The sequence below is a fragment of the Nitrospirota bacterium genome, assembly GCA_016214845.1.
GTDB lineage: Bacteria > Nitrospirota > Thermodesulfovibrionia > UBA6902 > UBA6902 > SURF-23.
The window spans coordinates 197,436-212,751 of record JACRMS010000016.1; the positions used below are offsets into that span (position 1 = coordinate 197,436).

14 protein-coding genes are annotated in these 15,316 nt (G+C 46.6%); 4 read left to right on the top strand and 10 right to left on the bottom strand.

All coding sequences use genetic code 11. The features are described from left to right. Positions 1-32: 32 nt before the first annotated feature. Entirely contained in the window at positions 33-1,340 is a 1,308-nt protein-coding gene (locus tag HZB61_04610; protein ID MBI5055879.1) for an MFS transporter, read from the top strand. Between the two features lie 256 nt (positions 1,341-1,596). After that, the gene (locus HZB61_04615) at positions 1,597-4,212 is read left to right on the top strand and encodes a response regulator (protein MBI5055880.1); all 2,616 of its coding nucleotides are present in this window, start codon (positions 1,597-1,599) and stop codon (positions 4,210-4,212) included. Here the strand turns inward: HZB61_04615 and HZB61_04620 are convergent. The 4 genes from HZB61_04620 to lpxB are packed head-to-tail and all read right to left on the bottom strand — an operon-like array spanning position 4,209 to position 8,000. Further along, a complete protein-coding gene (locus HZB61_04620; protein MBI5055881.1) occupies positions 4,209-4,607 on the bottom strand; it encodes a YjbQ family protein in 399 nt (132 codons plus the stop codon). The two genes, HZB61_04615 and HZB61_04620, sit on opposite strands and share 4 nt — an antisense overlap. Further along, positions 4,601-5,647: a tetraacyldisaccharide 4'-kinase gene (lpxK, locus tag HZB61_04625; GenBank protein MBI5055882.1), complete on the bottom strand. Its 1,047-nt coding sequence runs from the start codon at positions 5,645-5,647 to the stop codon at positions 4,601-4,603. Before lpxK ends, HZB61_04620 begins: the two co-directional genes overlap by 7 nt. After that, positions 5,634-6,884, bottom strand: coding sequence for a 3-deoxy-D-manno-octulosonic acid transferase (locus HZB61_04630; protein ID MBI5055883.1), 1,251 nt, complete (start codon positions 6,882-6,884; stop codon positions 5,634-5,636). Before HZB61_04630 ends, lpxK begins: the two co-directional genes overlap by 14 nt. A 3-nt stretch (positions 6,885-6,887) precedes the next feature. Then, positions 6,888-8,000, bottom strand: coding sequence for a lipid-A-disaccharide synthase (lpxB, locus tag HZB61_04635; protein MBI5055884.1), 1,113 nt, complete (start codon positions 7,998-8,000; stop codon positions 6,888-6,890). Positions 8,001-8,202: 202 nt separating this feature from the next. Between lpxB and phnD the strand changes: the two genes are divergently transcribed. After that, on the top strand, positions 8,203-9,135 hold the full coding sequence (gene phnD, locus HZB61_04640) for a phosphate/phosphite/phosphonate ABC transporter substrate-binding protein (protein ID MBI5055885.1): 933 nt from the start codon (positions 8,203-8,205) through the stop codon (positions 9,133-9,135). Positions 9,136-9,148: 13 nt separating this feature from the next. Continuing rightward, positions 9,149-10,849, top strand: coding sequence for a diguanylate cyclase (locus HZB61_04645; GenBank protein ID MBI5055886.1), 1,701 nt, complete (start codon positions 9,149-9,151; stop codon positions 10,847-10,849). 187 nt (positions 10,850-11,036) lie between these two features. Here the strand turns inward: HZB61_04645 and HZB61_04650 are convergent, their stop codons facing one another. The 6 genes from HZB61_04650 to HZB61_04675 all read right to left on the bottom strand — a co-directional run bounded on the left by HZB61_04650 (position 11,037) and on the right by HZB61_04675 (position 15,098). Beyond that, positions 11,037-11,984 (bottom strand): lysophospholipid acyltransferase family protein, encoded by a 948-nt coding sequence (locus tag HZB61_04650; GenBank protein ID MBI5055887.1) that lies wholly within the window; start codon positions 11,982-11,984, stop codon positions 11,037-11,039. Positions 11,985-12,027: 43 nt separating this feature from the next. Beyond that, positions 12,028-13,317, bottom strand: coding sequence for a hypothetical protein (locus HZB61_04655; GenBank protein ID MBI5055888.1), 1,290 nt, complete (start codon positions 13,315-13,317; stop codon positions 12,028-12,030). Next, entirely contained in the window at positions 13,317-13,799 is a 483-nt protein-coding gene (locus tag HZB61_04660) for a hypothetical protein (protein MBI5055889.1), read from the bottom strand. The genes HZB61_04655 and HZB61_04660 overlap by 1 nt, the downstream gene beginning before the upstream one ends. A 102-nt stretch (positions 13,800-13,901) precedes the next feature. Further along, a complete protein-coding gene (locus HZB61_04665) occupies positions 13,902-14,162 on the bottom strand; it encodes a type II toxin-antitoxin system RelE/ParE family toxin (protein ID MBI5055890.1) in 261 nt (86 codons plus the stop codon). Continuing rightward, entirely contained in the window at positions 14,159-14,380 is a 222-nt protein-coding gene (locus HZB61_04670; GenBank protein MBI5055891.1) for a hypothetical protein, read from the bottom strand. The genes HZB61_04665 and HZB61_04670 overlap by 4 nt, the downstream gene beginning before the upstream one ends. A gap of 55 nt (positions 14,381-14,435) precedes the next feature. Continuing rightward, positions 14,436-15,098: a hypothetical protein gene (locus HZB61_04675; GenBank protein ID MBI5055892.1), complete on the bottom strand. Its 663-nt coding sequence runs from the start codon at positions 15,096-15,098 to the stop codon at positions 14,436-14,438. Positions 15,099-15,316 lie beyond the last annotated feature (218 nt).

Genomic DNA, 15,316 nt, shown 5'->3' on the forward strand with positions numbered 1-15,316 from the left:
TCTCCGTGTCTGTAGTATAATTAACCCTGATTATGCAGACCGACAACAGGAAAGCAGTCCTTGCCTGGGCGATGTACGACTGGGCCAATTCGGCATTTGCCACTACGATCATGGCGGGTTTCTTCCCCATTTTCTTTAAACAATTCTGGAGCGCGGGCGTTGATACGACCGTGAGCACGGCAAGGCTGGGGCTGGCCAATTCCATAGCAGGAACGACCGTGGCATTGCTCGCCCCTCTGCTTGGCGCGATCGCGGACAAAGGGACCTCAAAGAAAAAATTCCTCATCTTCTTCGCTTACATGGGCGTTGTCATGACCTCGTCTTTATACATGGTTTCAAAAGGCGACTGGGCCATTGCGATGACGCTGTATATTCTCGCGATCATCGGGTTCTCCGGCGGGAATATTTTTTATGATTCTTTGATCACCGCTGTTGCGTCGGAGAAGAGGCTTGATTTTGTCTCGGCCCTCGGGTTTTCCATCGGGTATCTTGGCGGCGGGCTCCTTTTCGCATTGAATGTGTGGATGACGCTTAGCCCCGCGACCTTCGGAATTGCCGACGCTTCAGAGGCGGTCAAGTTTTCATTCTTCTCCGTTGGCATATGGTGGGGGGTATTTTCAATCCCGCTGATCATCTTTGTAAAAGAGCCGGAGAATGCAAAGACCAAAGACGGCATGAACGTGGTCAGGGCAGGGCTTGTTCAATTAAAAAACACTTTCCATGAGATCCGTCACCTGAAAACCATCTTTCTCTTTCTCCTTGCGTACTGGCTTTATATAGACGGTGTGGACACCATCATTGTGATGGCGCTGGATTACGGCATCTCCATCGGCCTGCAGGTAAATGACCTGATCGTCGCGCTCCTCATCACGCAGTTCGTCGGTTTTCCGTGCGCCATAGGATTTGGTTATCTCGGCGGAAAGATTGGCGCAAAGAAAGCCATCTTCATCGCGATTGCCGTTTATTTATTCGTCTCCATCTGGGGCGCCTTCATGCACAGTAAAAATGAATTCTACATCCTGGCTGTTATCGTTGGCATGGTCCAGGGCGGGGTCCAGTCTCTGAGCCGCTCGTTCTTTGCGCGGATAATCCCTGTTGAAAAGTCCGCGGAGTATTTCGGTTTTTACAACATGATCGGAAAATTCGCAACCGTGCTCGGTCCTGTTTTTATGGGCGGGACAGGGCTGATAGTAAGGGCGATGGGCTATAGCAGCGATATTGCCTCGCGAGCGAGCATCACGTCCATTTCGCTGTTCTTCATAACCGGCGGGATATTATTGTCTCTCGTGAATGAGGAAAAGGGAAAAGAAGAAGCAAAATACCTGTCGCAGAAGACGTGAAGAATTTTCGTCTTTTCTTTTCGTAGGGGCGGGTTTGAAACCCGCCCCTGCAAGATGCTGATATAATGTGGGTATATGAACGTCAATTAGAATAAAGACATGTATTCAGGTCGACGAAATATTATTGGCCTGCTGAGAGTGGACATTATTTGCAGAGATAAGTTGTTCTGTACAAGTTACAACGGCTGATTTTGCAGGGCGGGCAGATGCATAATTTGGAGGGCGGAAAATCAGACTTCGAATAATCATATTGATCTTGGCGCTGTTGTCTTTCCTGTCAACTGCTATTGGAGGATATTTCTACTATTCTTCTTTAAAGGAAAATGCCTTCAGTGACACCTATCAAGACGCAGAAGGCCATACAAAAACAGCTGTAGACCGCGTATCATCGAAACTGACTGAATATCAGAAAGCTGCCAGGGCGGCAGCGGGCCTGAAGATACTGCAGATATATCTCGCAGACAAAAACAACAACAACCTCGCAGAGGCAAACACTGTCCTTGACCACTTCCAGAACTCACTTGACGTGGATGTATGCTATTTAATGGACCGGAGCGGCAATACCATCGCCTCATCCAACCGGGATGCCCCGGACAGTTTTGTCGGCAAAAATTACGCATTCCGTCCCTACTTCCGACAGGCAATGTCAGGCGCTGCCGCAGTTTATATGGCACTCGGGGTAACGTCACAAAAGCGTGGAATCTACTTCAGCCATCCGGTTTACAGGACTGGAGTTGAAGGTCCGTCAGGGGTCTTTGTCATCAAGGCATCTATCGAGCCTATTGAAAAGGTATTCAGTAAAATATCCGACGGGATATTTCTTATGACCGACCCGCACGGTGTAATTTTCGCATCCAACCGCAATGAATGGCTTTACCGCGTCTTATGGAAGATCCCTCCTGAAGAGGCATCAGAGATTGCAAAGACGCAGCAATTCGGCGAAGGGCCATGGGAATGGACAGGTATAACTATGAAGGATGTCAATCATGCCGTTGACAGGTCGGGTGTGACGTACATGGTCCATCAGATGGAAATTACAAAGAGTCCGGGTTGGAAGATTATCTACCTTTGGGACATAAGGGCAGTTTCTGAAAAGCTTATCAATCCGCTGGTAAGGACCGCCGGTTACATCATTATGGCGCTGTGCGTGGTTATCGGCTTGTCGGTTTTTTTTCTTTATAAAAAGGCAAGCGGCGACATTATCGCCCGCAGGCTTGCAGAAGAGAAGCTGTCAACAGCGTATGAGGAGCTTGAAAACCGTGTGACGGAAAGGACCACAGACCTGAATCAGGCAAATACGCAATTAAAGGCGGAGATACTTGAACGCAGCCGGATGGAGGATGCCCTGGCCGAAGGCGAAGCAAAATTCAGAAAACTCTCGCAGGAATTCCAGGCGCTCCTGGACGCTATCCCTGACAATATCATTTTACAGGCGAAGGACTTCAGGGTGACCTGGGCAAACCGTTCAGCCGTTATGAGTTTAAAAATGGACGCGTCCTCTCTTCAGGGCCATTACTGCTATGCATTGTGGCATGAACGAACAGCTCCATGTGAAAACTGTCCGGTAGAAAAAACGTTCCTAACGGGAAATCCGGAAAGTGCGGAGATAAAAACACCGGACGGCAGCGCGTGGGAAATGAGGACAGTGCCGGTAATGAACGACGATGGGGACGTAATTAATGTCATTAAAGTTGTCAGGAACATCACGGAGCACCGCAAGCTTGAGGAACAGCTCAGGCATGCCCAGAAGATGGAAGCTGTCGGAACGCTGACAGGGGGAGTCGCGCATGATTTCAACAACATACTCACTGCGATCATAAACTATGCAAATCTGTTAAAAATGAAAATAAAAATGGATGATCCGCTGCTGCACTACATTGATCAGATACTTTCAATAACACAACGGGGGGCCAATATTACTCAAAGCCTCCTTGCATTCAGCAGAAAACAGGTAATGACCTTAAGAGAGACCGACATTAACAGACTCATCGCGGATACAGCAAAGTTCTTGCAAAAACTCATCGGCGAAACTATCGAATTGCAAATAAAATTTGGGGATGAAAACCTTACAGTGCTGGCAGATGCATATCAGATCGAACAGGTGTTGTTCAATCTTGCTACAAATGCGCGCGATGCCATGCCCCAGGGCGGAATACTTGCTATCGAAACAGGGTCCGTGAAGATAGAAAAAGAATTTATAGAAAGCAATGGCTTTGGTTTGCTTGGGACATATGCACTGATCTCGGTGGCCGACACCGGCGAGGGCATGAACGAAGATATGATTGAAAGGATATTTGAACCTTTTTACACGACCAAGGAAATGGGTAAAGGCACGGGTCTCGGACTTGCGATAAGTTACGGGATCGTCAAGCAGCATAACGGCTATATAAAAGTCTACACTGGGCCCGGTAAGGGAACAGCATTCAAGATATACTTGCCGCTCATTAACAGGAAGGCTGAAGACCTGAAGCATCAGGAGACGGTATCTCTTCCCGTGGGCACTGAGACCGTACTTTTAGCAGAAGACGAGGCGGAAGTAAGGGAAGCCCTGGGAGGAATACTCCGGGAGTACGGTTATACGGTCATAGAGGCGGTGGACGGGCAGGACGCCGTTGAAAAATTCATGGAGAACAGGGACAGGATACATGTCCTTTTATTTGATGTGGTCATGCCGGGGAAAAACGGGAGGGAGGCTTATGATGAAATAAAATTAAATTGTCCCGATGTGAAGGCGGTCTTCATGAGCGGTTATGCATCGGATATCATTACTACCAGGGGCATTGTATTCGATGACAGGCTTAACTTCCTCGCAAAACCGGTTTCTCCCGACGTCCTCCTGAAAACCCTCCGGCAAGTCCTTGAGGGTAATTAATCACTCACGATCTTCACTGTTACTCTTCTGTGACGCGGGCCGTCGAATTCGCAGAAGAACACGGACTGCCACGTGCCGAGGAGGAGCTTGCCCCCGTCGATAATAACGGTCTGTGAAGAACCGGCGAGGGTGGATTTGATGTGAGCGTCGGAATTGCCTTCGGTATGCAGATAATTGGCGCTGTGGGGGACCAATTTACTGAGAGATGCCTGAATGTCTTTCACCACAGAAGGGTCCGCGCCTTCGTTTATTGTCACACCCGCTGTTGTGTGGGGCACATAGACACAGCACACGCCGCTTTTTATCCCGGCCTCATCTATGAGCGCCTGCAACTCAGAGGTAATGTCCACGAACTCGTTCCGGGACCTTGTCTTGATGTTGATGTTTTTTAGCATTTGTCTCCTCCAAATACAGAATTATAAAAATCATCCTCAACGGTAAATTCGATCCTGAGGGCGAATATATTGTCAGGCAGTTGCAGGTCCCTGAGCTTCACTAAATCTTTCTCGGTTATAATGATGTCCAGCCCGGCTGCCACGGATTTTATTTTATCAATATCACGCTGTTTAAAAATATAATGGTCTCTGAAGGACTTGAAATCAGCGATACTTGCGCCGTTTGAAATTAACGTATCTTTAAAATACTGTGGATTGGCAATGCCGGCAAACGCGTAGACGTTTCTGTTCTTCAAGACATCGAGGCCCAGAGTTTTCCCTGACGCGTTAACAACGGCCGTGGGTTTATGCGAAGCTGTGTACACCGGAGCTTGCTGATTATATCGTTTAATTTTCTGAACAAGTTTTAAGAGAGACTCCCTGCTGACCATATCAGCTTTTGTGATGACTATGATACTCGCCCGCTTCAGAGATCCAAGAGGTTCTCTCAGCCGGCCTTCAGGGAAGAGTTTTTCATTCCCGAAGGGATTGACCGCGTCAATAAGGACTATGTCAATATCCCTGTGAAGCGCCCAGTGCTGAAAGCCGTCGTCGAGGATGAAAGTTAAAGGCTGAAGGCTGAAGGCTGAGGGCTGAGAGCTTATTGCAAACATGCCGCCTTTGTATCTGTCCGCGCATTTTACGATCGGGACATCTTTTAATCTCTCAGTCATTAACACCGGCTCATCCCCGGCGTCTTCTCCAAAACAAACGGGGATGTCTGTTTTTTGTGTTCTGTGCTCTGTCTTCTGTCTTCTGTCTTCTGCGCTTTGCACAAAACACGGCCCTTTCACTTTGCCCTTATATCCTCTTGTTAAAATGCACGGCATAAGCCCCCGTCTCTTTGCCTCCTCTGCAATTGCGATCACGGCAGGAGTCTTGCCTGTGCCGCCGAGGGTTATATTGCCGACACTGATGACTTTAGAAGGCAGTCTTTTCGGTTTAACAAATGACTTTTTGCATCTCAGGCCGAAACCATATATTTCGCTAAGTAGTCCCAATGAAACCTCGAACCAGTTCGATGGCCCTTTTGACCGCGCCGGAATTCTTTTCAACGAGCGCTTTTGCGATCTGCCCCATGCGCGCGGCCTTTTCATTATTGTTTAACAGATCGTTGACCGTTATAGAAATATCATTTGCGTCTTTGACCATGACAGCGGCTTCCTTTTCAATAAACTCTCCTGCCATCGGGAAATTATCCATGTAGGGGCCGAAGATAACCGGCTTGGCCCAGTAAGCAGGCTCTAAAATATTGTGTCCGCCCTTTGGCACGAGGCTTCCTCCAATGAATGCTATTGAGGCCTTTGAAAAAACATGCGACAACTCACCGATGGTATCGAGCAGGATGATGTCCGTGCTCTGTGCTCTGTGCTCTATGTTCTGCATGTCCGTCCGCCTGATGAAATTCAGGTTTCTCTTTCTGATGATCTCCGCAACTTCCTCAAACCTCTCAGGGTGCCTCGGTGCGATGATGAGTTTTAAGTCAGGATGCTTTTGTTTTATTAATTCATATGCATCAAAGATTATTTCTTCTTCGCCTTTGTGTGTGCTTGCGGCGAGAAGTATTCTGCTGCCTTCGACTTCATCCATCCAGTCTAAATGTCCCGATTTGCCTAAGTCGATATCAAACTTGAAGTTCCCCATGACGCCGACCTTGTGTTTATGGGCGCCGATCGCGATGATCCTTTCAGCGTCACCTTTGCCCTGCATGTAGAAAAAATCAATGGTTGACAGGAACTTCTCCATTAAAAAACCAAGGCGCTTGTAGCCCTTGAATGATTTGTGCGATATCCTGCCGTTTAAGATAACGGCTCTGGCGCCGGATTTTTTTAATTCATGGAAGAGGGCAGGCCAAAGCTCCGTTTCTATTGTTATGAAGATCTGCGGCGTTAATAAGCTGACAACCCGTTTAACGCAGACCCCCGTGTCCAGCGGCATATACATTATCCTGTCAGCCTCAGGGAATTTATCACGCGCGACCTTTTGTCCCGTATACGTGGTTGTGGAGAGCGTGATCCGCTTGCCGGGGAATTCTTTCTTCAGCATTTTTAAAAAAGGCACGCACGCGATAACTTCTCCAACCGAGACGGCATGGACCCATATGTCCGTTCTTTCATAAGTGGAGAGGCCGAGGCGTTCACTTATAAATGCGCGCCTGTTTTCAGGCCCTCTTTTAAACAGGAGTTTCGGAAGATAAAGAAGGACGGCTATTGCGGAAATGAAATTATACAGCAGCATTATCTACCATCCCGCCATTTCCCCGACAATCGTGGCCACCCTTTGAGTAGGCTTCTTGCCCTGCATCATCTCCCGGATCTTTTTCAGAGAGGCGATCATTTCATTTCTGTACTGCTGGTCTTTCAGTATCTTCTTCAGCTCTAAAAATACCTTGTCAGGATTTGCATTCTTTTGCAGCAATTCTTCAACAACCTGTCTGCCGGACAGGATATTGACCAGCGAGATGAATTTGACCGTCACGATCAATTTAATAAGATGAAAAGTGACCGGGGACACTTTATAAAAAACCACCATCGGCGTGCCTAAAAGCGCGGTCTCAAGCGTTGCAGTTCCTGAAGCCACTGCGGATGCCTCTGAGCAGGCAATGGCCTCAGAGGTGCGTCCCCGAATTATTTTTACATAGTCCGGCAGTCCTTCAGGGAGACCGGATTCGGAAGTGAGAGGAACGGCTATTTGTACTTCGGGAAACGCATGATGTATCTTTCCGGCCACTTCTTTGATGATCGCCTGATGTCGTTTGATCTCACCGGGCCTGCTTCCCGGAAGCAGGGTGACCACATCTCTGCCCGGGTCAAGCCCGAGATTTTTTTTTATCTCTTCCTTTGTCATGGAAATATTGATTGTCTCCGCGACAGGATGCCCGACAAATTCGCAGGGCAGTCCGGTATCTTTGTAATAGTCCACTTCAAACGGAAACAGCACCGCCATCCTGTTTACAAGCGCGGCGATCTTCTTCACCCTTCCGGCACGCCACGCCCACACCTGCGGGCTGACGTAATAAAGTATGGGAATGCCCGCTGCCTTCGCCCTTCTGGCAAGCGCGATATTGAAGTCGGGATAATCTATGAGGACGAGTACATCGGGCCTTCTCTGAAGCAGAGCCTCTGTCGCTGTCTTGAGGGTGTTTTTGATCTCCCCTAAATGCCTGACAGCTTCCACAATGCCGACTACGTGTGAGACAGGGGCGATTAGCGAAACGCCTTCATTTTTCATGCGTGAGCCGCCGATGCCGAAGATGTCAGCATCAGGCCAGCGCCGTTTGATCTCCCTGCTCAGCATTGCTCCGTATAGTTCCCCGGACGTCTCCCCCGCGCTTATCATCAGCTTTCTTGACACCCCATAAAATATCATTAATCAGAGTGTTAGTTCAATGCAGGTTTGAAATTACATGTAGATAACATGATATGCCGGGCGTATAAATTCTAACAATTCAGGGATAAGTGTATTTACCGCTTACGGAATTGGATATATAATTAAATTAAAAATGGGGTATAAGATTAAGGTGTTTCGCTGAACACACCAAATTAAGGGGGTCGTGGTGGTTAAGAAAATATTTAGTCTGTTGCTCATCTCTCTGGTTCTCGCAGTTATTGCCAACTGCAAAAAAGCTGAATCCCAAAAAGTTGACATCGAGAATAAAGAAATCACAACACCAGTTGAAAAACCGTCAAACGGAAAACCTGTAAGGATCGCGGTCGGCGGGATGATCACGCCCAGGGAAGGTTTTGCTTATTACCGCAGGCTCCTCGATTACATCGGTGAGAAATTGGGCCGGCATGTGGAATTTGTGGACAGGGACAATTATGCAGAGATAAATGAGCTATTGAAGAATGGAGAAATAGAAGCTGCTTTTGTATGCGGCGGCCCTTACGTTGACGGGCATAAGGAATTCGGCATGGAACTTTTGGCTGTACCAGTAGCTTACGGCGAACCAGTGTATTATTCCTATATCATCGTAAATAAGGACAGTCCCATTCATATGTTTCAGCAGTTGCGCGGGAAAAAGTTTGCCTTTACCGACCCGATGTCCAACAGCGGGAAACTGGTCCCCACTTACATGCTTGCCAGGATGAATGAAACGCCTGACACATTTTTTAAATCATATATATTCACTCAGTCGCATGATAAGGCGATCAAGGCAGTCGCGCAGGGGATTGTTGACGGCGCGGCCGTGGACAGCCTTATCTGGGAATACGCCAGCCGCACAAATCCCGTATTTACCTCAAAAACAAGAATCATAAAAAAGTCGCCTCCTTATGGAATTCCGCCTGTGGTAGTCCGCCCGGGAATGGAACAGGGCATGAAGGAAAAACTGAGACAGATATTCCTGGATGCGCATAATGACAAAAAAGGCAAGGAGATCCTCAATCATATGATGATAGACAGGTTCATCCCCATAGACGACAGGGCGTATGATTCTATCAGGGAGATGAAGGCCTGGGTTGACAAACAGGGAGCTAAGAAGAAGTAAGAGCAGATAAGCTATGAAGATTATAAGCCTGAGGACCAAGATCCTTACTATCATGATAGGTTTGGTAATGCTGTCGAGCATTGCGATAATGGTTTTCATAAAGACAACGCTCTATCAAAAACTTTTTATCAAACTCCAAAAAAGAGGAATAACCATAGCCAGATATATCTCTGAGAACAGCGTAAATCCCATATTGACGGAAAAATTCTTTCAACTTGAGATGATGGCAAAGGATGTTAAAAGCACTGAGGAAGACGTTGAATATATATTTATTCTTGATGAGCACAGTAATGTTCTGGCGCATACCTTTGACAAAGGCTTTCCTGCTGACCTGAAAATGGTCAATGTTATAGAAGCGGGAAAGGTATTCAGCGTTAAGTCAGTCAGGGCCGGCAAAGAAGATGTCCTTGACATCGCCGTCCCGGTCCTGATGGGCGACATAGGGACCGTTCATCTCGGTATTTCTCATGCCTCCATAAAAAAAGATACTAATGAGATCATCGGGTTCCTGATCTTGATAATAACCGTGATCATGTTTGTGGGGATCACGGCGGCAATTGTCCTTTCCAGGAAAATAACCAAGCCTGTCTCCGAGCTTACGAAGGCGGTCAAAGTAGTGGGCGGCGGCGATTTAAATTATACGGTCAATATAGGCTCAAATGATGAGATAGGGCAGCTCTCAGAATCATTTAATAGAATGACAAAGGACCTGAAAGAAAGGACATACGAGCTTGAGAGAATAAATTCGGAATTGTCAATGCTTCAGTCTATCTCAATGGCCGCAGCCAGCACCATGCAACTGCAGGACCTCTTTACCGCAGTGCTGTACACCTTCGCGAGTTTCAAGTTATTCAAGCTCGATCATAAGGGCGTGATATTCACTATTGACGGCGACAGGCTGAAGCTTGCTTACCAGGCGGGGTTTCCTGATGCATTTATAAAGGCCCACAAAGATATAAAGATCGGGGAATGCCTGTGCGGACTCGCAGCGGAGACCGGGAAGATCATTGTGTCCCCGGATTGCGCGGCAGACAACAGACACACAATTAAATATTCTGGAGAGACCCCTCACGGGCATATAGTTATACCCCTTGAGGCGAGAAACAGGATGTTAGGGATATTGTGCCTTTATCCGCCGGTCGGGGTTGAATTAAGCGAGCGCGAATTGGCGCTGTTCTACACCATAGGCAGCAGGATAGGGGCGACAATCGACAACATACTGCTCTATGAAGAGACAAAAGAGCTTTCGCTGCACGACCCTCTCACGAAACTTGCCAACAGGCGGTTGATGGACTATGTGCTCGGGACAGCGTTTGCCCGGGCACGGAGGGGCGAAAGCCAGTTTTCAGCGATCATGATCGACATTGATTATTTCAAGAAATACAATGACACCTACGGACATACCTTTGGAGATAGTTTGCTCGTGGAGGTCGCAAAGATACTTTCAAAGGAGATAAGGCAGATAGACCTCGGCGTCAGATACGGCGGTGAGGAATTCCTTGTCCTGCTTCCCGAAACAGGATTGCCGGAAGCCTGTGAGGTGGCTGAGAGGATAAGAAAGGAAGTGGAGACAAAAACAGGGGTTACCGTCAGCCTCGGGGTCTCCTGCTATAACTTCAAGATGCAGGAAAAGGAAGAGATAATCATGAGGGCCGATGAGGCCCTGCTGCAGGCAAAGCGGAACGGAAGAAACCGGACAGAGGTCAGCGCGTAGAGATATTGTCTTTATAAACCTGAAAACGGTAGTTCATTTACCACGGAGGCACAGAGACACGGAGAAGACAAGGGGATTCCGGAAAGTTTTGTTTCACCACATGGGTGAAGAAGGAGTTCTGGTCTTTACTATTATTTTTCAACTCTGTGTCTCCGTGGTTAACCGTGCAGTTGGAATTATTGAAAACTCAAGACATCAGCTCTTTTTTTCCCTTGTACGTCTTCCAGCGGTTATGGATCCAGAGGTATTGTTCAGGATACTTTCTGATAATGGATTCCATCCTGCGCGTCATCTCTCCGGTTATCCGGATGATCTCCTCTTTCTCGCTTGTATATTCTCCGGGATAAACCGGGTCGCTGACAAAACCTTCATACCGGTTGTTTTCCGGCCTCCGGCAAACCGCAACAACAACAACCGGCCTCTTAAAATTTATGGCAAGTATCGCGGGGACAGGCGTGGTGGTAGCCTTGCGCCCGAAGAAATCAACCAGGACGCCTTTCATCGTGCTTTGGTCCGGCAGCATTCCTATGGACTTGCCGGATTGCAGGGTTTTCTGAAGGACGAATAACGCGTTCTTTTTAGGTATGATGACCTGGCCTTTTGAAGCCCGGCTCTCAAAAATGAGTTTTTCAAGATATTCGTTGTCCAGTGGCCTCGCTACAATGGCGAGGGGAATGCCTACAAAAGCGCTGACGCGCGGGAGGATCTCCCAATTACCCATATGCGGTGTAACGAAGATGCAGCCATTGGATTTGTCGTGTATATTTTTTGCCTTGCTGAAGAGCTCGTCAAGGTTTCCAGCGTAATCGTTAAGCCTTTCCATTGCATCGGGAGAGGAAAAGAGATAGCGGAGCTTTACAATTTCCATGAAGGTCAGAAAAAATGAGGCGCAGCTCTGACGCGCGATGCGTTTGATCTCGTCCTCTGTTTTTTCACCTTTGAACGCGTGGCGCAAATTCTCAATTGCTATGTTCCGGCGCTTTTCGCTGAGGTGGTAAAGCAGTCCGCCGAGAAGGCCGCTGAACGCCCTTATTATCCCTAAAGGAACCGCGCGGCAGATCTGAATAATTAAATATACAGCAGTGTATTCGAGGACCTTTGTGAATTTATTTTTTTTGCGTTTCTTTTGGGCCAATGATTTAATAACTCCCCTAACCCCTCTTTGTCAAAGAGGGGGATTAGCTCACTTCCACAATTACGGATGAGGATTGCCCCCCTACGCCGTAGCTGATCGAGAGGAAGCTGTTCTTGCTGCAGGGCTGTGGTGAACTCGAAATCCGCAATTCGGAGAATTCCTTTTCTGTTTCATGAAAGTTCAAAGTCGCTGGGACGGTATTGCTTTTCACAGCGTGAATTCCAAAGATTACTTCGGCTATATCGCTTGCCGCTCCGATATGGCCTGTGTACGGCTTGAGCCCGCAGATGGGTACGTCCGATCTTTTATCTCCCAAAGCGTCCATGATGGAGCGCAGCTCCGATTTGTCGCCTTTAGAGGTGCCGCTTCCGTGAGGGATGATGCATGCGAGATCGTCTATGCCGCAACCGGTTTCATTCATTATTAGCTCGATATTGCGTTTGATGACCTTCTCAGGCACGCCGAGGCGCTGGTTTGCGGGGAATTCAATACAGTTTTCAACTCCTGTTATCTTTCCGAAAATTTTCGCTCCCCACTGTTTTGCAACATCGGCGGACGCCAGGAGTATTGCAGCTCCGCCCTCGCCGGGAATAAACCCGTCCCTGTTCTTGTCAAAGGGTTTGTATGAATTAACGCCTGATCTGCATTTTGAAAGTATCCCCAGCCCCTCAAGTTCATATAGCGGGACCTCTGTGATCCAGTTGCCGTAGCCTACTGCCAGTGCGATGTCCGCCTTGTTTTGTTTAATGCTCCTGTATGCCAGTTCCAGTGCATTCCCTCCGTAAGGCGAGAGGCTCGCAAGGCTGGTGTTAGGCCCCATGAATTCCACATACGCCGAGAGGAAGCTGAACAGGTTATTTGAAAGCGATTCCAGCAAGAAAAACGGATTGACCTTGTTCAATGCCGCGTTGTTAAGCTTTGCCTGGTCAACTGATTGCCACGTTGAGTCAGCGCTGTCTTTAAGCGCGGGGTACATGAAGTCGTAACCGACCTTTGTGAAATTTCCCGATGCGACATATATAGCCCTTCTGCCAGGGGGAACTTCTGAGATTTTTTCACGCAGCGAAGATACAGCTTCACAGGACGAACAGAACCCGAGGATGGCGCCCCGGTTGAGAAATTTCATCTGGCCTTCCTGTTTTGGCGGCAGGTCCTGCGGAAGCTCGTATTCTTTTACCTGGGCATAGTACTGCAAATAATCCGGCAGGCCGTCAAGCGGATAATGCCCGATGCCCGTCTTCATTGCCATGACGTTGTTCTGGTTCTCGTCAACGTTTTTTCCGAGCGGCGTTGTTAGTCCTATGCCGGTTATGACGACTTCTCTTGCAGACATTATAATTTCATCTCTCTCGTGAGGACGCTGAAAAATTTCTTCATCTCATCAACATCTTCAATTTCTTCAACCGGCACCACCTTGCCTTCAAACTCCGCGACGATCTTTTTCTTCCCCTTCACCAATCCTATGCCCCTGTATACTCTTACTTCCCCTCTATCAAGAGGGGGCGGGGGTGTGTTTCCCTCTGGTGTCTCCATTACCTGCACCTCAAGCTCCACCTGGTCCCCCGGCAATGCAAAACTGTAGAAATTTGATTTCAGCACCTTGCTGATCAAAAACCAGTTCCTGAAATCCGAAGACGCGGCCTCAAGCCATCCCGTCAACTGCGTCAGCGCCTCAAGCAGCATGACACCGGGCATGATTGGGTTTTTAGGAAAATGGAACTCAAGGAAGTCCTCGCTCATGGCAACGTTCTTGACGCCCTTTATGAGCTCTCCCTGTTTCCATTCAGTGATGTGGTCAATTAATAAGTAACGCATAAAGTTAGTGTATCTCCGATACTCAAGTAATCTTAAGGTGTGATTATTCTAATCAAACAGAAGGGGAAATGTGAAGGGACTGTTGAAATCAAGATACTTAAATTATCTGTACACCTCTCTTCGGTGTGCAATCCTGTAAACCCTTATAATCTTTTGTGAGTCATCAATTTCATAGAGTAGTCTATAATCACCTGCCCTTATACGCCACTTTGAACTGCTGCCCTTAAGCTTCTTTGAATTATGAGGTCTTGGTTCTTCAAATAGTCCAAGAATAATTTCTTCAAATTTCAATAGCAGCTTGCCGGAAAAAGAATCCAGGTCTTTTTGTGCCTGCGGCATCAACTTGACGTCATAAAGACTCAAGCGGCGCTCCCAATTTTACGACGTCTTGCAAAATAGTCTTTAGCTGAAACAGGCTTACCTTTAATCTTTTTTGCTTTTTCAATCAACGCTATATCAACAAGATCCTCTCTTAATTCAGGGTCACTCACGATCTTTTCAAGGAAAGCCTCTTTCTCCTTGCTCTTGAGTGCCTTAAATGCGGTAAAAAAAACTTCTGCCGTTGCCTGATTTGTTTTCACTTGATTCACCTCCCACTTGCTTTATATTTTACTTTATCGCTTCCTTAAAATCATTTTACAAGAAAACAGATTCCTTGTATTGAAATGAGCTTGCTTCCTGGAGAGCAAAGGCATATTTATTGATAAACTGCAAGCAGAATTGTGCTTGTTCTTCATTGTAAGAACGTATCTTCGATATTATTTCAAAATCACCCCGCTCATTTCTTATGATGGAAGGAATTAAATCCTTAAATATATGAAATTCCCATAAATTGATATGCAATATAGCAGGGATTAAAGTAAATTTCATCGTGCTAATTATGTTCTGAATTTCTATGAATGCTTCACGAGCATTTTTTACAAAGGTATACTGTTTTTCGTTACTCCTAAAAGCATCTTCAAAGAACTCTCCATATACTTTCCCAATTACTTTTGTTGATGGAAATATATGGGCATCAATGATTTCCTTTATAAATACTTCAGTCTCACCACATTTGTTAATACAATTAGTGTAGTCTCCTTTGTTATAATATCTCTCTGCCTCCATAATCGTATCTTTAATTTCTTTACGATAAAAAAATTCAGTAAAAGTTATCAAATTATAATCGATATCAAGAATATTTTTCATGCTGTTACTAAGAAAATCCTCTGTATATTTTCTATATTTAATTGCTTCAGAATCGTGGGTTCTTATTCCTTTATGCTTGAAATTTACCCTCGCTTTATTCAATTCAAGCATTTTTGCTTTGTTTGATAATTTTTTACTCTTATCAAGTTTTTCATTTATTTTTTCCCAGTAACTTTGAAATGGTTCTATATCAGTAGTGTCCGGTTAATATTATGAGAATCATTCATAACAATATGAATACAAAAAACTTTTCCCATGATTTTCATGGTGTCGACTTGAATATAAGTCAGCATATTGGCAATCTTTTCGGAACTGTAATTTCCGGAGGT

What these genes read in the sequence shown, in the direction of transcription:
- HZB61_04610 (MBI5055879.1), top strand. Translation starts at nt 33, where the DNA reads ATGCAGACCGACAACAGGAAAGCAGTCCTTGCCTGGGCGATGTACGAC.
- HZB61_04620 (MBI5055881.1), bottom strand. Translation starts at nt 4,607, where the DNA reads ATGCTAAAAAACATCAACATCAAGACAAGGTCCCGGAACGAGTTCGTG.
- HZB61_04630 (MBI5055883.1), bottom strand. Translation starts at nt 6,884, where the DNA reads ATGCTGCTGTATAATTTCATTTCCGCAATAGCCGTCCTTCTTTATCTT.
- HZB61_04645 (MBI5055886.1), top strand. Translation starts at nt 9,149, where the DNA reads ATGAAGATTATAAGCCTGAGGACCAAGATCCTTACTATCATGATAGGT.
- HZB61_04655 (MBI5055888.1), bottom strand. Translation starts at nt 13,317, where the DNA reads ATGTCTGCAAGAGAAGTCGTCATAACCGGCATAGGACTAACAACGCCG.
- HZB61_04660 (MBI5055889.1), bottom strand. Translation starts at nt 13,799, where the DNA reads ATGCGTTACTTATTAATTGACCACATCACTGAATGGAAACAGGGAGAG.
- HZB61_04675 (MBI5055892.1), bottom strand. Translation starts at nt 15,098, where the DNA reads ATGCTTGAATTGAATAAAGCGAGGGTAAATTTCAAGCATAAAGGAATA.